Genomic DNA, 18,166 nt, shown 5'->3' on the forward strand with positions numbered 1-18,166 from the left:
CGGTGCGCCGTCCGGCGGGGGTGCGGTGGCGCCGTCCGGCCGGGGTGTTGACACAGCAAGCGCGCCGGAGGCGAACCGAGCCCTCAAAAAACAGAGAGGGGCTGGGCAGCATGGTTACTCGTAAGTAGCATGGGGGTGGGAGCGCGTCGTCGGCGTGCCCCGGAGCAGTGCCGTCCCGCACCTGGAGGAGAGCCATCGTGCCTCGTAACGTCAGGGATGTCGTCTTCGTCGACGGCGTCCGCACCCCGTTCGGCAAGGCGGGCCCGAAGGGCATGTATCACGAGACTCGCGCCGACGATCTCGTTGTGAAGGCGATCAGGGAGCTGCTGCGCCGCAACCCGGACCTCGATCCCGCCCGTATCGACGAGGTCGCGATCGCCGCGACGACGCAGATCGGTGACCAGGGCCTCACGCTCGGGCGGACGGCGGGGATTCTCGCCGGGCTGCCGCAGTCCGTTCCCGGCTACTCGATCGACCGTATGTGCGCGGGCGCGCTGACCGCCGTGACGAGCACCGCGGGCTCCATCGCGTTCGGCGCCTACGACATCGTCGTGGCCGGCGGTGTCGAGCACATGGGCCGGCACCCGATGGGTGAGGGCGTCGACCCGAATCCGCGTTTCGTGTCGGAGAAGCTGGTCGACGACTCCGCGCTGTTCATGGGGATGACGGCCGAGAACCTGCATGACCGATTCCCGCATCTGACGAAGCGGCGTGCCGACGAGTACGCGGTGCGGTCGCAGGAGAAGGCGGCCAAGGCGTATGCGAACGGCCTGATCCAGCAGGATCTGGTGCCGATCTCCATCCGGCGTACCAACGCCGAAGCGGGCGAGACCGGTTGGGGTCTGGCGACCGCCGACGAGCCGATGCGTCCCGGCACCACGCTGGAGTCGCTGGCGGGTCTCAAGACTCCGTTCCGGCCGCACGGCCGGGTGACGGCGGGCAACGCGGCCGGGCTCAACGACGGCGCCACGGCCTCGCTGATCGCGGCCGAGGACTTCGCGCGGGAGCAGGGCCTGCCGGTCAGGATGCGGCTCGTGTCGTACGCCTTCGCGGGCGTCGAGCCCGAGGTGATGGGGTACGGACCGATCCCGTCGACCGAGAAGGCCCTCGCCAAGGCGGGCCTGTCGATCTCCGACATCGGCCTGTTCGAGATCAACGAGGCCTTCGCGGTACAGGTGCTGGCCTTCCTGGACCACTACGGCATCGCGGACGACGACGAGCGTGTCAACCAGTACGGTGGCGCCATCGCGTTCGGCCACCCGCTGGCCTCCTCCGGCGTACGGCTGATGACGCAGCTGGCGCGGCAGTTCGAGGAGCGGCCGCAGGTCCGTTACGGGCTGACCACCATGTGCGTCGGCTTCGGCATGGGCGCGTCGGTCATCTGGGAGAACCCGCACTTCGACGGAGGCAACAAGTGACTACCGCTGAACTCCTGAAGGGCGCGGCAGAGCTCTTCCCCGGTGAGGTCGTGACACAGGCGCACGTACGCCACCTCGAACTCCCGGTGAGGGCGGGCAGGTTCGCCCTCATCACGCTGGACAACGGCCTGGATCACACCAAGCCGACCACCTTCGGCCCGCAGTCGCTGGCGAACATCGACGCGGCCATCGACCAGGTCGAGAAGGAGGCGTCGGAGGGCGAGATCGTCGGTGTCGGTGTCACCGGCAAGCCGTTCATCTTCGCTGTCGGCGCGGACCTCAAGGGTGTGGAGCTGCTCAAGCGGCACGAGGACGCGCTGGCGATCGGCAAGGGCGGCCACGAGGTCTTCAAGCGGCTCGCCACGCTGGCGGTGCCGACGTTCGCGTACTACAACGGCGCGGCGATGGGCGGCGGTGTCGAGATCGGGCTGCACTGCCAGTACCGCACGGTGTCCGCCGCGCTGCCCGCGTTCTCGCTGCCCGAGGTCTTCCTGGGCCTCGTACCGGGCTGGGGCGGCTGTGTGCTGCTGCCGAATCTGATCGGCGCCGACCGCGCGGTCTCGGTGGTCATCGAGAATTCGCTCAACCAGAACAAGCAGCTCAAGGGGGGTCAGGTCTATGACCTCGGGATCGCCGACGCGCTCTTCGAGGGTGCCGACTTCCTCGAGCAGTCGCTGATCTGGACCGCGTCCGTGCTGAAGGGCGAGCTGGCGGTCGAGCGTCCCGAGGTCGACCGGGGTGAGGCCTGGGACCAGGCGGTGGCGCGTGGGCGGTCCGTCGCCGACTCCAAGGTGCATGGCGCGGCCCCGGCCGCGTACCGTGCGCTCGACATCATCGCCGCCGCCAAGGACGGCGACCTCCAGGCGGGCTTCGACGCCGAGGACCGGGCGCTGGCGGATCTGATCATGGGCGGCGAGCTGCGTTCGGGGATCTACGCCTTCAACCTGGTGCAGAAGCGCGCCAAGCGGCCGGCGGGTGCCCCCGACAAGTCGCTGGCCCGGCCGGTCACCAAGGTCGGTGTCGTCGGCGCGGGCCTGATGGCCTCGCAGCTGGCGCTGCTCTTCCTGCGCCGCCTGGAGGTGCCGGTCGTTCTCACGGACATCGACCAGGAGCGCGTCGACAAGGGCGTCTCGTACGTCCATGCCGAGATCGACAAGCTGCTGCTGAAGTCCCGTATCAACCCGGACAGGGCGAACCGGCTCAAGGGCCTGGTCTCGGGTGTGCTGGACAAGGCCGAGGGCTTCGCGGACGCCGACTTCATCATCGAGGCCGTCTTCGAGGAGATGGGCGTCAAGCAGAAGGTGTTCGCGGAGGTCGAGGCGGTCGCCCCGGCGCACGCGATCCTCGCCACCAACACCTCGTCGCTGTCGGTCTCCGAGATGGCGTCGAAGCTGAAGAACCCCGAGCGGGTCGTCGGATTCCACTTCTTCAACCCGGTGGCGATCCTGCCCCTGCTGGAGATCGTGCGCGGTGAGCGGACCGACGACGCGGCGCTGGCCACGGCGTTCGGGGTGGCGAAGAAGCTCAAGAAGTCGGCGGTGCTGGTGAAGGACGCCCCGGCGTTCGTCGTCAACCGCATCCTCACCCGCTTCATGGGCGAGATCCAGAACGTGATCGACGAGGGCACCCCGGTCGACGTGGCGGAGCGCGCGGTGGAGCCGCTGGGGCTGCCGATGTCTCCGCTGGTGCTGCTGGAGCTGGTCGGCCCGGCGATCGGTCTGCATGTCTCCGAGACCCTGCACGGGGCGTTCCCGGAGCGCTTCACCGTCTCCGCGAACCTCGCGGCGGTCGTCAAGGCGGGCAAGCGGGGCTTCTACGTGTACGACTCCGGGCAGCCGGAGCTGGACCCGGAGGTCGCCGCGCTCCTCAAGCAGGGCGATGTCGTCCTCACCGAGGAGCAGACGCGTGAGCGCGTGCTGGACGCGGTGGCGCAGGAGATCGGTCTGATGCTGGACGAGGGTGTCGTGGCTCAGGCGCAGGACATCGACCTCTGTCTGCTCACGGGCGCGGGCTGGCCCTTCCACCTGGGCGGCATCACGCCGTACCTGGACCGGGAGGGTGTCTCGGAGCGGGTGAACGGCAAGCCGTTCCTGGCGCCGGGCGTGGCGAGCGTGCCCGCGTAGCAACGCGAGTTGACGTCGGCGGGGCCGGTGCGGGAGGAGACTCCCGTACCGGCCCGTTCACGGTGGGGAGAAGCGGCCGTACGTCAGATCCGGGTCCATGCCTCCAGCGCCAGTCCCGGCTCCTCCTTCTGCCTCGCCACCCGTAGCGTGCCGTCCTCGCCGAGCACCGCCAGCACCACCCGGCCCTCGCCGTCCAGTGCCAGGGCCGGTGCGCCGACGCAGCGTTCGCCCGTGCGGGTCCAGTTGAGGCCCGCCTCCTCGGTCTCCGTCGGGTAGGCGGCGATGTGCGGGTGGCCGTCGGTGCCGCGCTGGGCCAGGATCGTGCAGTCGACGCCGTCGACCGGGGTACGCAGCAGGGCGAGCGGGCCGGTGCCCCGGCCGCCCAGCCGGGCAGGCTCCGCGCCCGGCCGCCAGGCGCGGACCGTGCCGTCCGGCGCGTCGCGCCAGAAGTGGGTGAGGCGGCCACCGGCGGTGCGCTCGGCGCCGATCGTGCCGGGGGCGACCTCGCCCGCCGGTTCGTCCTCGGCGCGTTCCAGCTTCGCGTCGGGCTTCTCCCTCAGCCAGCGCACCATGGCGCCCGGTGCCGGCACGAGGAGGTCGATCCGTCCGCGGTCGGTCACGGCGGCGGACGCCTCGCCGGTCAGCGTCGTGCCGTCGGGATCGGCCCCGCCCCAGGGCTGCCAACGGCCGGTCGGTGACTGGTTCTTGGCCGAGAGGCCGCCGTTCGCGTTGCGCAGGAACAGGTGCACCGAGCCGGTGGTGTCCAGTACGGCGGACGGCAGCCCGATCCGCGCCCCTTTCTCCCGGTCCTTGCCGTGCGGGTTGCCCAGTGACTGCCAGTCCCGCAGGGGACGGCCGGTCTGGAACTGGACCGCGTGCACGAGATCCGTGTCGCCGGGCCCGTCGGCGCGTGGTCGTTTCCGTACCCCCAGCAGGTGGACGTAGCCCTCGGCGCTCTGCGCGACGGACAGGTACGGCAACAGGCCGCGGGCGGCCAGCGCATCGGGACCGGACCAGTGGGGGCCGCCCACCCGGGTCTCGGTCCAGCGGAGCAACCCGTCGGCCGTCGGGGCATAGGCCGTGAGCCTGCCGTCCTTGCCGCGCAGCAACCAGCCGGTGGTCGGGGGGAGGGAGGTGTACGGAGGGGGCGCGGGAGGCGTGGGCAGGGGCTCCTGTGCCGCTTCGGCGGCGTTCCCTTCGGCGTCGCCCGATCCCTTGGACGTCCGTCCGGACCTCGGTGTCATGTCCCGCTGCCGCCTTCCTGAGCGCAGGAAACCCGGAGGCCGATGGTACTAGGGCGGGTTGCGAAAGTAGCGCCGTCCGTCCTGAGGGCGGGGCCTGCGGCGTCCGGTGCGTGCGCTCGCAAGGCGGAGGATCGCCCGTGTACTGGACGTACTCGGACGACTCCGACAACGCGGCGAGCGTGCGTGCCGGGCGTCGCGGGCAGGCGGGACTTCCGTACCACGCCCGAGGGCGGGTTGCGATCGCACGGGGCGTCCTTCGGCGTGGTCCTTGTGGCACGCTGCCGGGGTGCGGATTCAGCTGATTGTCGACGCGGCGAATGTGGTCGGTTCCGTCCCCGACGGCTGGTGGCGCGACCGGCGCGGGGCCACGGAGCGGCTGCGCGACAGCTTGGTGCCGTACGCCGGGCGGGGAATCGCCGGGTGTCCGGGGCCTGTTGAGGTCGTGCTGGTCGTGGAGGGCGCGGCCCGGGGTGTGGAGTCGGTGCCGGGCGTACGGGTCGAGCCGACGGACGGCAGCGGGGACGACCGGATCGTGGAGCTGGCCGCGCGGGCGGCGGCGGACGGTCCGGGGTGTGTCGTCGTCACCGCCGACCGGGAGCTGCGCCGGCGGGTGGAGGAGCACGGCGCCCGGTGCGCCGGGCCGAGAGCCGTGCGCCCGCTGCCGGGCGAGGATAGATAGAGGGTCTGCGCAGGACCGGGCCCGCGGAGTCAGCCCGCCTTGCCGACGCGGCTGTGGCTCCGTCCGTACACGAAGTACACGACGCAGCCGACGACCATCCAGATGGCGAAGCGCAGCCAGGTCTCTGCGGGCAGGTTGAACATCAGCCACAGCGAGGCGAGTACCGAGGCGATCGGCAGGAAGGGCACCAGCGGGGTACGGAACGCGCGCGGCAGGTCGGGGCGTGTCCGGCGCAGGATGATGACGCCGAGGGCGACCACGATGAAGGCGAACAGCGTGCCGATGTTGACCAGTTCGGCGAGTTCCTCGATGGAGGTGAAGCCGGCGACGACCGCCACGATCAGCCCGAGGAGGATCGTGGAGCGGTACGGCGTGCCGAACTTGGGGTGGACCTGGGAGAAGGTCCTGGGCAGCAGTCCGTCGCGGCTCATCGCGAAGAACACCCGGGTCTGGCCGAGCAGCAGGATCATGCAGACCGAGGTGAGCCCGACGGCCGCGCCGAAGCTGATCAGCCCGGCCCAGAAGGGGTGGCCGACCGATTTGAAGGCGTCGGCGAGCGGGGCGTCCACCGACAGTTCGGTGTACTTCTGCATGCCGGTGACGACGATCGAGACGGCGACGTACAGCACGGTGCAGATGAAGAGGGAGCCGAGGATGCCGCGCGGGACGTCGCGTTGCGGGTTGCGGGTCTCCTCGGCGGCGGTCGCGACGATGTCGAAGCCGATGAAGGCGAAGAAGACGACGGCCGCGGCGGTGAAGATGCCCATGACGCCGAAGTTGCTGGGGGTGAAGCCGAACATGAGCTGGACGATCGGGGCGGCCAGTCCGCTGCCGCCGGAGGTGGGCTCTGACGGCGGGATGAACGGCTTGTAGTTGGAGCCGGTGATGAAGAACGCGCCGACGAAGATCACGAGGAGGACGACGGTGACCTTGATGGCGACGATGACGGTCGTGACGCGCGAGGACAGCTTCACCCCGGCGACGAGAACGCCGGTCAGGATGAGCACGAGGAGGAAGGCGAGCAGGTCGAAGCCGAATTTCCCGTCGTGGGTGCCGGACAGGTAGTCGGGCAGGCTCCCGCCGGCGTTGCTGATCAGCGAGCGCATGTAGCCGGACCAGCCGACGGCTACGACCGCGCAGCCCAGGGCCAGTTCCAGGACGAGGTCCCAGCCGATGATCCAGGCGGGCAGCTCACCGAGCGAGGCGTACGAGAAGGTGTAGGCGGATCCGGCGACCGGCACCGTCGAGGCGAACTCCGCGTAGCAGAGGGCGGCCAGGGCGCAGACGACACCGGCGACGACGAAGGCGAGCGCGGTGGCGGGGCCGGCCGTCTGCCTGGCCACGACACCGGTCAGGACGAAGATGCCCGTACCGATGACGACGCCGACGCCGAAGACCGTCAGGTCCAGGGCGGAGAGGGTCTTCTTGAGCGCGTACTCCGGTTCCTCGGTGTCGCGGATCGACTGCTCGACGTTCTTGGTGCGGAACATGCCCTTGCTGACTGAACCCGGGTCCTGTCGCGTGCTCACCGGCGTACCTCCGTATGCGCGTTCATCCGGCAACGATCGAGAGGTTGCGGCGGCCAGGTACCCGCTCATGGCGTTTTTCACACATATGGGCCGGTCGGTCCGCCCTGTACGGGGTGGTCCGACCGGCCCATCGGCAGCCGTGTCGCTGTTCCCAGGATGTGTCCGGGGTGGTGTCCGAGGACGGTCCGCTCAGTCGCGGGCCACATCGGTGGGTGAGTCCTCCAGTTGGCCGTCCAGCTTCGCGACCAGGCCGGTGACCTGGCGTGCGATGTCCGGTGCGGTCAGCCCGATCTCGGCCAGGACCTCCTTGCGGGAGGCGTGGTCGAGGAAGCGCGGCGGGATTCCGAAGTCCCGCAGCGGTACGTCGACGCCGGCGTCGCGCAGCGCCTGGGAGACGGCGGAGCCGACACCGCCGGCACGGCTGTTGTCCTCGACGGTGACCACCACGCGGTGCTGCTCGGCGAGCGGGGCGAGTGCCTCGTCGACGGGCTTGACCCAGCGCGGGTCCACGACCGTGGTGGTGATGCCCTGCTTGGCGAGCAGGTCGGCGATCTCCAGGCACATCGGGGCGAGCGCGCCGACGGAGACCAGCAGCACGTCGGCGACGCCCTCCTCGGTCCTGCGCAGCACGTCCATGCCGCCGATCCGGCCGACGGCGGCGACCGCCGGGCCGACCGCGCCCTTGGAGAAACGGACCACGGTCGGGGCGTCCTCGACGTCCACCGCCTCGCGCAGCTGGGCCCTGACCTGGTCGGCGTCGCGCGGGGCGGCGATCCGCAGCCCCGGCACGCACTGGAGGATCGACATGTCCCACATGCCGTTGTGCGAGGCGCCGTCCGTGCCGGTGATGCCGGCCCGGTCCAGGACGAACGTCACACCGCAGCGGTGCAGGGCGACATCCATCAGGACCTGGTCGAAGGCGCGGTTGAGGAAGGTCGCGTAGACGGCGAAGACCGGGTGGACGCCGCCGGTGGCGAGGCCCGCCGCGGAGACCGCGCCGTGCTGTTCCGCGATTCCGACGTCGTACACGCGGTCGGGGAACGCCTTCGCGAACTTGTCCAGGCCGACCGGCTGGAGCATGGCCGCCGTGATCGCGACGATGTCCTCGCGCTCGGTGCCGAGCTTGACCATCTCCTCGCCGAAGACCGAGGTCCAGTCGGTGCCCGAGGAGGCGATGGGCAGTCCGGTGTCGGGGTGGATCTTGCCGACGGCGTGGAAGCGGTCCGCCTCGTCCTGGAGGGCGGGCTGGTAGCCGCGGCCCTTCTCGGTGATGCAGTGCACGATGACCGGGCCGCCGAAGCGCTTGGCGCGCAGCAGCGCGGACTCCAGGGCCTGGATGTCATGGCCGTCGATGGGGCCGACGTACTTCAGACCGAGGTCCTCGAACATGCCCTGCGGGGCGATGAAGTCCTTGAGGCCCTTCTTGGCGCCGTGCAGGGTGCCGTAGAGGGGTTTGCCGACGACCGGAGTGCGCTCCAGGAGGTCCTTGCCGCGGGCCAGGAAACGCTCGTAGCCGTCAGTGGTGCGCAGGGTCGCCAGATGGTTGGCGAGACCGCCGATGGTCGGCGCGTACGAGCGCTCGTTGTCGTTGACGACGATGACGAGCGGGCGGTCCTTGGCGGCGGCGATGTTGTTCAGCGCCTCCCAGGCCATCCCGCCGGTGAGCGCGCCGTCACCGATCACGGCGACCACATGGTCGTCCTTGTCGAGGACCTCGTTGGCCTTGGCGAGGCCGTCGGCCCAGCCCAGCACGGTGGAGGCGTGCGAGTTCTCGATGATGTCGTGGTCGGACTCGGCGCGGGACGGGTAGCCGGAGAGCCCGCCCTTGCTCTTGAGCTTCGAGAAATCCTGACGGCCGGTGAGCAGCTTGTGCACGTACGACTGGTGGCCCGTGTCGAAGAGGACCTTGTCCGCCGGGGACTCGAAAACACGGTGCAGGGCGATGGTCAGCTCGACGACGCCGAGATTGGGTCCGAGGTGGCCGCCGGTCTTGGAGACCGCCTCCACCAGGAATGTCCTGATTTCTCCGGCCAGCTGCTCCAGTTGCTCCGGGCTGAGCCGGTCCAGATCGCGCGGTTCCCTGATGTGGGTCAGCAACGCCACCCGTGCCTCCTTGCGATTGAGCTGGTCGAGCATGCCGATCCGCCGAGTCTAATGTTCCGACCGCCCGGTCCGTCAGTGGGCCGTGAGTTGTACATCACCTGAACGGCTGTATGTAGGTCATATGGACGGCAGGCAGGATCCAGCCGTGCTTGGCGGGCTCGGGCCCGGACCCGGACCGATCTTGGCCCCGTACACGAACCCGTGCATGGCTGTGCCCGGCGCCCGGGTCCGGGTGCCGGGCACAGCCGCGCGAACCGGCGTCAGGCGCGGCCCGCGGTCTTCTGGGTCTTCCGTGTGACGGAGTCGATGACGACGGTGGCGAGCAGCACACCACCGGTGATCATGTACTGGGTCGGGGTCTCGATGCCCTCCAGAGCCAGCCCGTACTGGATCGATGTGATGACCATGACACCGAGCAGCGCGTTCCAGGTGCGTCCCCGGCCGCCGAAGAGGCTGGTGCCGCCGATGACGGCCGCCGCGATGGCGTTCATCAGCAGGTCGCCGGTACCGGCGCCCTGGTTGGCGGCGGCGATCTTGGAGGCGATGAAGAGACCGCCGATGGCCGCGAACGTACCGGCGATCGAGAAGACCGACACCCGGATCAGAGTGACGTTGATACCGGCGCGGCGAGAGGCCTCGACGCTGCCGCCGAGCGCGAAGACCTTGCGTCCGTACGTGGTGCGGCGCAGCACGAAGTCGGTTCCCACGAGCACCAGCAGGAAGATGACCAGCGCCAGCGGCAGGCCCTTGTACTGGTTGAACATGAACGCCGCCGCGAAGGCCACGACCGCGAGGACGGCCGTACGCAGCACGGTCTCGCTGACCGGGCGGGACGGGACTCCGGCCGCCTCCCGGCGGCGGTTCTCCAGGAACGAGGTCAGGAAGAACACCACGACCGCGACGACCGCGAGGCCGTAGGCGGCCGCGACATCGCTGAAGTAGTACGTGGTCAGCTGGGCGACCAGACCGTCGGAGTCCAGGTTGATGGTGCCGTTGGAACCCAGCACCTGGAGCATGAAGCCGAGCCAGAAGAGCAGTCCCGCCAGGGTGACGGCGAACGCGGGCGCGCCGACCCGGGCGAAGAAGAAGCCGTGGATCGCGCCGATGACGGCGCCGCTGACGATGGCGATCACCAAGGCCTGCCACTCGTTCATGCCATGGGTGACGCTCAGTACGGCGAAGATCGCGCCGGACACACCGCTGACCGAGCCGACCGACAGGTCGATCTCGCCGAGCAGCAGCACGAAGACGATACCGACGGCGATCATGCCCGTGCCGACCATGGCCACGGAGATGTTGCTGAGGTTCTCCGCGGACAGGAAGTTCGAGTTCAGGCTCTGGAAGACGGCGCAGATGATGACCAGGCCGACGATGACCGGGACGGAGCCCAGATCGCCGGCGCGCATCTTGCGCCCGAACTCCGAGAGATAGCCGGCGAATCCCTGTTCGCGTACGAGCAGTCGCGGGTCGACGGCGGTGACCGCGCCGTCCGCGGCGGCGGGGGCGTCCACCGGGGCGGGGATCCTGCCGACGGAAACCGTGGCGTCGGCGCCCTTGCCGCCGGGGCTCTTGCCGGGGTCCTTGTCGAGCGACGTGGAGGTCTTGTCCGTACTCACTTCTGAACCTCCACGGTGCGCGACGCGCGGCGGGTCACGGCGTTGTCCGTGGCTCCGGTGATGGCGGCGATGATCCTTTCCTGCGAGGTGGCCGCGACGTCGAAGACGCCGTTGTTCGTGCCCAGCCTGAGCACGGCCACCTTGTCCGCGACGGCCTTCACGTCCGCCATGTTGTGGCTGATGAGGAGCACGGCGAGGCCGCGCTCCCGCAGCCGCTCGACCAGGTCGAGCACCTGGGCGGTCTGCTCCACGCCCAGGGCCGCCGTCGGCTCGTCGAGGATGACGAGCTTCGGCTCGCCGAGCATCGACCGGGCGATGGCCACGGTCTGCCGCTGGCCGCCGGAGAGCGAGGCGATCGGGATACGGACACTGGGGATACGGATCGACAGCGTGGTGAGCAGTTCGCGTGAACGGCGCTCCATCTCGACCTCGTCGAGGACACCCCACTTGCGGAGCTCACGGCCGAGGAAGAGATTGCCGACGACATCGATGTTGTCGCACAGGGCGAGGTCCTGGTAGACGGTCGCGACGCCCAGATTCTGGGCGTCGTGCGGCCGGCCGATCGAGACGGGCCTGCCTTCCCACTCGATGACACCTTCGTCGATGGGGTGCACACCGGCGATGGTCTTCACCAGCGTGGATTTCCCGGCGCCGTTGTCGCCCACGAGGGCGACCACCTCACCGGAGTGGACCTCAAGCTCTACGTCGGTGAGCGCCTGGACGGCACCGAATCGCTTTGAGACCCCGCGCAACGCCAGCACGGGCGTAGCGGTCACGTGAACCATCTCCTTCGCCGCCTGACCGGCGGGGATACCGCGCCGGAGGAGGGCGCGGAGGTCGAGCAGAAGAGAACGAAAGGGGGCCGATGGCCGATGGGCGGTCCCGCGGAGTGGTTGTTCCATCCGGCACCCCGCCCCAGCTGCGGGGCGTTGACGGGCGGGGTGCCGGACAGGCTTCACCGGGGGCGGGTCGCCGGAGGGGGCTCCTACGCGTCCGGGAGGACCCGCCGGAGGAGACCTGCTCCGGTTCCGCACCGGAAGAGATCCGCGTCGGCCCGGGGCCGGGCCTGGCTCGGGGCCAAGCCGGCCTGGCTCAGGCCTACTTCAGACCGGCCTTGTCGCAGTCGGCCTTGTACTTGCCGGCGCAGATCTCACCGGTCGTGTAGATGCCTTCCTTGATGACCGTGTCCTTGATGTTGTCCTTGGTCAGCGAGACGACCGGGACGAGGACGGAGGGCACCTTCTTGGTGGTCGCGCTGTCCACGGTGTTGCCCTTGGTGATGGAGTCGAGCTTCTCGCCCTTGGCGAGCGCGACCGCCATCTCGGCGGCCGTGGCCGCCTCCTGCGGGTAGGACTTGTAGACGCTCATGAACTGCTCGTCCGCGAGGATGCGCTGGACGGCGGCGAGTTCGGCGTCCTGACCGGTGACCGGCGGGAGCGTGGAGAAGCCGGCGCCCTTGAGGGCGGTGATGATGCCGCCCGCCATGCCGTCATTGGCGGAGTAGACGCCGATGATCTTGTCCTTGCCGAGGGCGGAAATGGCGGCCTCCATGTTGGAGTTGGCGTTCACCGGCTTCCATTCCTTGGTGTCGTACGCCTTGCCGATCTTCACCTTGCCCTCCAGCACGGAGAGCGCGCCCTTCTTGTACTGCGCGGCGTTCGGGTCGGTGATGGCGCCGTTCATCATGACGATGTCACCGGACGAGGCCTTGGAGCCCAGCTTGTCGAGGAGGGCCTTGCCCTGGACCCGGCCGACCTCTTCGTTGTCGAAGGAGGTGTACGCGTCGATCGGCCCCTCGGCCAGCCGGTCGTAGGCGACGACCGGTATGCCGGCCTCCTTCGCCCTCTTGACCGAACCGGCGATGGCCTTGAAGTCGACCGCGTCCACGATCAGCACGTCGACCTTGTTGGTCACCATGGTGTCGACCTGCTGGTTCTGCAGCGTCGGGTCCTGCTTGGCGTTGGCGTAGACGACCTTGCCCGTGCCGTCGGTGAGCTCGCCGACCTTCTTCTCGATCAGCGGCTTGTCGAACTTCTCGTACCGGGCGGTCTCGTTCTCCGGCAGGAGCAGCCCGACGGTGATCGGGCCCTTCTTGTCCGACTTGGACGCTTCGGCCTTGTCGCCGGACTCCTTGGCGCTGCCACAGGCGGCGAGTGAGACGGCCATCGCGGAAGCGGCTGTAACCACGGCGGCACGACGCATCATTGCGTTCACTTCAAAAACCTCCCTGACGAGGCCGCGTCGTTGCGGCCGAGGTGGCTGGAAGTCAACTCGGGTCCGGGGGCAGCGTCAAGGAGTAAATTCTTAACGAGATGACAACGGTGCCATTCGTTATCTAAGTGAAGGCAGGCGCGCCGACAGGAAGGGTGCCGTCCAGAAGGGTCGAATCGCCCATCTCGCTGAGTACGAGGGCCAGTGCGCCGAGCACTTCGGCACGGCCGCCGAGCGCCCCGGGGAGAACCGAGAGCTGGCGGGCCGCGCTCGGGATCGCGTACCGGGAGACCGACTCGCGGATCGGCGCGAGGACCAGCTCCCCAGCCTCCGCCAGATCTCCGCCGAGCACCACCCGGCTGGGGTTCAAGAGGTTGCACAGATTCGCCACGCCGCTGCCGATATGGCGGCCGACATCGGCGATCACGCGGCGGCAGCCGGGATCGCCCTCCCTGGCGAGCTGGACGACGCGCTCCATCGTCAGATCCGCGCCATGGCCGGGCCGGAGCAACGGCAGTACGTAGCGGGCCGCGGTGAAGGTCTCCAGGCAGCCCCGGTTGCCGCAACGGCAGACGGGGCCCGACTCGTCGAGCGTGATGTGCCCGATCTCGCCGGCCGTACCGCCGGGACCGCGATAGATCTGCCCGTCGATCACCAGACCGGCGCCGACACCGCTGGCGACCTTGATGTACGCCAGGTCCCTGACCCCGCGACCGCTCCCCCAGACCAGCTCGCCGAGCGCGCCGAGGTTGGCGTCGTTGTCGACGTACACCGGTACGCCGAGGCGCTCGGCCAGTTCGTCGCTGGGGTTGATGCCGGTCCAGCCCGGCAGGATGGAGGTGGAGCCGAGCGTGCCCGATTCGACATCGATCGGCCCGGGGACACCGAGGCCGACACCTATCACCTTCTGACGGCTGACGCCGGTGGTCACGATCAGCCGCTCGACCAGTTCCTCGGCCCGGCCGAATCCCTCGGCGGAGGAGGCGTCCACATCGAGGGGCTCGGATTCCTCAGCGAGCACCTGATGGGCGAGGTTCCCGACGGCCACCCGTAGATGCGTATGGCCGAAATCCACTCCGACGACAATGCCCGCGTCCCCGCTGAGCGAGACGCTGCGGGCCCGGCGGCCACCCGCCGACGTGGGCGTGACCTGGACCGTTCCGCCGTCCTTCAGCTCACGGACGATATTGGAGACCGTGGCCGCCGACAGTCCCGTGCTCCGCGCGATCTCCGCCTGGGTGAGCGAACCGGCCATGCGCACCGCGCGCACGACCCGTTCGAGGTTGGCCCGGTGCAGAGACGACTGCGACCCTGGAGTCTCCACGACTCATCCACTCCTGCCCTCGGCGGACGGCACGACCACCGCCCCCGGCCGGGGCCGCGACCATGAGACCCCGACGTATCTCCAACTTGTGAACTCTAAGCTCAGCCTTTGGGGCCGCCCCCCGTCAAGACCTTGAGCGAGTACGGCTACGGATGAGCGGCCTTGGACCGAACCAAGTCCGGGTCCGGGCGCTCTACGGGCGTCCACGGACCCTCTGCCGACGCTCTACGCAGCGAACCGTCCGCCGGCTCAGAGCCGACGGACGGTTTCCCGCTGTGTTCTCGCTTTTCGCCGCTTCCCGGACGGCCCGCTACTTCAGCGCTCCCGCCGTCAGACCGGCCACGACCTGCCGCTGGAAGACGATGTACGCGGCGAGCACCGGCAGCATCGCCATCACCAGGCCGGCGAAGAGCCCGGACCAGTCGCCCTTGTAGCCCTGGCTCACGGCGAGCTGCACCAGCCCCTGGGAGAGCACCTTGTTCTCCGGATCGGTGTTCAGCACCGTGGGCAGCAGGTACTGGTTCCACTGCCCCAGGAAGTTGAAGATGCCGACACTGATCAGGCCCGGCCTGGCCATCGGCAGCATCACCTGGAAGAACGTCCGGGTGTGCGAGGCACCGTCGATGATCGCGGCTTCCGCCACCGAGGTGGGCAGCGTCCTGAAGAACGACGTGAGGAAGAAGACGGTGAACGGCAGCGAGTAGGCGATGTAGACGAGGATCAGGCCGTGGATCGTGTTCAGGAGCCCCATGTTGTTCATGACGTAGAACAGCGGGACCAGGGCCAGGATGATCGGGAAGCTCATCCCGCCGATGAACAGGTAGTAGATGAAGCGGTTCCCCGGGAACTCGAAGCGCGCCAGTACGTAGGCGGCCATCGAGCCCAGCAGCAGTGTGCCGACCAGTGAACCGGCCACCACCAGAAGGGTGTTGAGGAAATAGTCGCTCATGTGCGCCTGGTTCCAGGCGCGGGTCCAGTTCTCGAAGTGCAGCGTGTCCGGCAGTGCCCAGGGCGAGGTGAAGATGGACTTGTCGTCCTTGAAGGACGTCATCACGGCCCACAGCAGCGGCATCACGACGAGGATCGCCCAGATGACGAGCACGCCGTGCGAGAAGACGTTGAGGACGCCGCCGCCCTTCTGCCCCGCCGGCGGTGTGTCGTTCTTCGTCACGGCGGGCCGCGTCTTCACCGGGCCGGCGTCGGCCGGGCCGGTCCCGGGACCGGCCCCCGAGCCGGGGCCGAGCGGAGGAGGGGTGTCGGTGGTCTTCATCAGTACTCCAGCCGCTCGCGTCGGCCCAGCCGCATCACGAGGGCGGCGAAGGCCAGCGTGACGACGAGCAGGGCGACACCGATCGTGGTCGCGTAGGCCGCCTGACCGTCGCGGAACGCCTTCTGGTAGACGAGCAGGGTCAGAACGTTGGTGGACTCGGCGGGCCCGCCCGGTCCCACGGTCATGATCTGCACGACCGCGAAGGACTCCGCGCCCAGGGCGAGGATGCCCATGTAGACCCACCCTGACTGCACCGTGTCCCAGAGCAGGGGCAGGGTGATGCGGAAGAAGGTGACGAAGCGGTTGGCGCCGTCCAGCAGCGCCGCCTCGTAGAAGTCCTTCGGGATGGACGCCATGCCCGCGGAGAAGAGGACCACGAAGAAGCCCACCTGGCTCCACACCAGGACGGCCATCACACACCACAGCGCCAGGCCCGGATCGCCCAGCCAGTCCGGCTGGAGACCGTCCAGACCGACGGCGCCGAGCGCGGAGTTGATGGCCCCGCTGTGCGGGTTGTACGCGAACTGGAAGAGCAGGGCGACGATCGCGATCGAGAGCACCTGCGGGAAGAAGTACACGATCTTGTAGAACCCGGAGCCGCGGACGCCCGCGACGGCGGCTCCCTTACGCGCGCGCCCGCCGACGTTCAGCATGAACGCGAAGAACAGCGCCATCCCGAGGACCACGACAGGCAGCAGCAGCGCGAAGGTGAGGCTGTGCTGGAGGGACTTCCAGAAGGTCTCGTCGTCGAGCATCCGGGTGTAGTTGCCGAGGCCGACCATCGTGAAGTCCGGGCTGAGACCGGTCCAGTCGGTGAACGAGTAGTAGATGGACTGGATGAACGGCCAGATGACGAAGAGGGCGTAGATCGCCAGCGGGGCGACCAAGAACCCCACGATGAACCCGTACTTGCCGTGCTGCATGTCTCCCGACCCCGAATCTCCCGCGGGTACCGCCGTGCCGGCCTGGGGCCCGTCCGACGGGCCGGTTCCGGCCCGTACGACGAGCCGGAACCGGGAGCCCCGTCGGGACTCCCGGTCCCTCCCCCTACTGGTGCTTGTAGTGCTTGATGGAGTCGTCCTTGGCCGCCGCGTCCGCGTACGCCTGAGCCTTCGTGACGGCCTCGGCCGGGGTCATGCGCCCCGCCATCAGCTCGCCGAGGACGCTCACCCCGATCTTTTCCTTCTGTAGCGCGACGTACCAGTCCTGAAGCCGCGGGTTGAGTACGTTGTCGCCCGCCTTGGCCAGCGCGTCGACTCCGGACTGGAGCGCGGTGGTGAGGGTGAGGCCGTCGGTGCCGCCGTTGAAGGCGCTGAGCGACTTCACCTTGGAGGTGAAGTTCTTCGACGACGCCTCGCTCAGCATGATCCGCAGCTGCTCCATGCCGCCGTCGGGGTTCTTGGCGTTCGCGGGCACGATGAAGGGTTCGCCGCCGGAGGCCCAGATCGTGCCGAACGGCAGCTTGTCCGAGCTGTCCAGGCCGGACGGCGCCGCCACCTTCATCTGGAAGTCCTTCGGCGTGGTGTTGGCCGCCTCGTTCTCCACCCAGGAGCCGTTCGGGATGAACAGCGCCTTGCCCTCGGTCCACGCGGTCTGTGACTGGATGTGGTCGAGACCGGGGGTGCCCTTGAGGATGTACCCCTTCTTGAACAGCTCGTAGTACGCCTCGAAGGCGGACTTCACCGCCGGGTGTTTCCAGGCGTTCGGCTCCAGGTTGTCGATGGCGTCCAGGACCTCGCGGCCGCCGATCTTCCCGATGAACGGGTAGAGCGAGAAAGGGATGTAGTACGGGTACTTGCCGGCGTACGTCCACCCCGCGATGTCCTTCTTCTTGGCCTTCGCGCAGAGGGCCAGCATCGCGTCCCAGTCCTCGGGGTACTCGGCGTCGAGCCGGTCGAGCGCGGTCTGCGAGTACCACACGCCGTAGACCGTGTACGCGTAGTACATGATCCACACCGGGTCGCCGTCGAACTGGCCCATCTCCACGACTCCGGGCCGCAGCGTGTCGCGGACCTTCTTGGAGGGGTCGTCGTACGACGGGGCGTCGAACAGCGGTGTCAGATCGGCGAGTTGCTTCTTCCCGACGAGGACGCCCATGTCCATCTGCTCGGCGCCGTTGTTGTCGATCAGGTCGGGCGGGGTGCCGCCGTTGAAGCGGGGCTGGAGCGTGGACTGGATCTTCTCGGTCGAGCTGAACTTCACCTTCGCCTTCGGGTAGCCCTTCTCGTACTGCGCGACAGCGTCCTTCGCGTAGGCCGTACCGAAACCGCCGTCGAACACGACGAAGTCGAGCGGCGCGGAGTCGTTCACACCGAGCGGGTTCTTCGCGGACGTCTTGCCCTTGTCGACCTTCTGGTCCGTCCCGCTGTCGCTGCTCGCGCACGACGCCAGGAAGCTCATCGTGGGGACGGTGACCAGACCGATCGCGGCAGACCGCTTGATCACGTCACGACGGCCAAGGCCCTCGTTGTGCTGAGCGGAGGTGAATCCCATGCTCAAGTCCTCGCCTTCTTCAGGACTCAGGCGGTGTACGGGCCGCCCGTCCTTCTCGTCCGAGCGAAGGGCCTTGCCACCGCGGTCAATTGCAGCTGGGTCGTGCGGGGGTTCTCGTGCGTACTGGATACGTCGATGAGAGTGCGTCCGTGCGAG

12 protein-coding genes and 1 pseudogene are annotated in these 18,166 nt (G+C 68.8%); 3 read left to right on the forward strand and 10 right to left on the reverse strand.

From position 1 onward, the window contains the following. The first annotated feature begins 197 nt into the window (after positions 1-197). Positions 198-1,418: a thiolase family protein gene (locus ACIOJD_RS19540; protein WP_401915013.1), complete on the forward strand. Its 1,221-nt coding sequence runs from the start codon at positions 198-200 to the stop codon at positions 1,416-1,418. Continuing rightward, a complete protein-coding gene (locus ACIOJD_RS19545) occupies positions 1,415-3,541 on the forward strand; it encodes a 3-hydroxyacyl-CoA dehydrogenase NAD-binding domain-containing protein (protein WP_401915016.1) in 2,127 nt (708 codons plus the stop codon). Before ACIOJD_RS19540 ends, ACIOJD_RS19545 begins: the two co-directional genes overlap by 4 nt. Before the next feature lie 83 nt (positions 3,542-3,624). On the opposite strand, the gene ACIOJD_RS19550 is transcribed toward ACIOJD_RS19545, so the two are convergent. Then, positions 3,625-4,785: a hypothetical protein gene (locus ACIOJD_RS19550; RefSeq protein ID WP_401915019.1), complete on the reverse strand. Its 1,161-nt coding sequence runs from the start codon at positions 4,783-4,785 to the stop codon at positions 3,625-3,627. Between the two features lie 286 nt (positions 4,786-5,071). Here ACIOJD_RS19550 and ACIOJD_RS19555 point away from each other — a divergent pair, with 286 nt between their 5' ends. Beyond that, positions 5,072-5,464, forward strand: a complete 393-nt coding sequence (locus ACIOJD_RS19555) for an NTP pyrophosphohydrolase (RefSeq protein WP_401915021.1) — start codon at positions 5,072-5,074, stop codon at positions 5,462-5,464. A 29-nt stretch (positions 5,465-5,493) separates the two neighbouring features. Here the strand turns inward: ACIOJD_RS19555 and ACIOJD_RS19560 are convergent, their stop codons facing one another. The 9 genes and pseudogenes from ACIOJD_RS19560 to ngcE all read right to left on the reverse strand — a co-directional run bounded on the left by ACIOJD_RS19560 (position 5,494) and on the right by ngcE (position 18,010). Next, positions 5,494-6,954, reverse strand: coding sequence for an amino acid permease (locus tag ACIOJD_RS19560; protein WP_401915551.1), 1,461 nt, complete (start codon positions 6,952-6,954; stop codon positions 5,494-5,496). Positions 6,955-7,182: 228 nt separating this feature from the next. After that, entirely contained in the window at positions 7,183-9,129 is a 1,947-nt protein-coding gene (dxs, locus tag ACIOJD_RS19565; RefSeq protein WP_401915024.1) for a 1-deoxy-D-xylulose-5-phosphate synthase, read from the reverse strand. A gap of 227 nt (positions 9,130-9,356) precedes the next feature. After that, a complete protein-coding gene (locus ACIOJD_RS19570) occupies positions 9,357-10,712 on the reverse strand; it encodes a sugar ABC transporter permease (protein ID WP_401915027.1) in 1,356 nt (451 codons plus the stop codon). Then, the gene (locus tag ACIOJD_RS19575; RefSeq protein WP_401915030.1) at positions 10,709-11,497 is read right to left on the reverse strand and encodes an ATP-binding cassette domain-containing protein; all 789 of its coding nucleotides are present in this window, start codon (positions 11,495-11,497) and stop codon (positions 10,709-10,711) included. The genes ACIOJD_RS19570 and ACIOJD_RS19575 overlap by 4 nt, the downstream gene beginning before the upstream one ends. 313 nt (positions 11,498-11,810) lie before the next feature. Beyond that, the gene (locus ACIOJD_RS19580; protein WP_401915554.1) at positions 11,811-12,914 is read right to left on the reverse strand and encodes a substrate-binding domain-containing protein; all 1,104 of its coding nucleotides are present in this window, start codon (positions 12,912-12,914) and stop codon (positions 11,811-11,813) included. 133 nt (positions 12,915-13,047) lie between these two features. Further along, on the reverse strand, positions 13,048-14,247 hold the full coding sequence (locus ACIOJD_RS19585) for an ROK family protein (protein WP_401915031.1): 1,200 nt from the start codon (positions 14,245-14,247) through the stop codon (positions 13,048-13,050). A 310-nt stretch (positions 14,248-14,557) separates the two neighbouring features. After that, entirely contained in the window at positions 14,558-15,517 is a 960-nt protein-coding gene (locus ACIOJD_RS19590) for a carbohydrate ABC transporter permease (RefSeq protein ID WP_401915033.1), read from the reverse strand. Beyond that, positions 15,517-16,457 (reverse strand): annotated as a pseudogene (locus tag ACIOJD_RS19595) (carbohydrate ABC transporter permease). The gene ACIOJD_RS19590 and the pseudogene ACIOJD_RS19595 overlap by 1 nt, the downstream one beginning before the upstream one ends. Before the next feature lie 107 nt (positions 16,458-16,564). Beyond that, positions 16,565-18,010: an N-acetylglucosamine/diacetylchitobiose ABC transporter substrate-binding protein gene (gene ngcE, locus ACIOJD_RS19600; RefSeq protein ID WP_401915035.1), complete on the reverse strand. Its 1,446-nt coding sequence runs from the start codon at positions 18,008-18,010 to the stop codon at positions 16,565-16,567. Positions 18,011-18,166 lie beyond the last annotated feature (156 nt).

The organism is Streptomyces sp. NPDC088116 (assembly GCF_044741745.1).
Classification (GTDB): domain Bacteria; phylum Actinomycetota; class Actinomycetes; order Streptomycetales; family Streptomycetaceae; genus Streptomyces.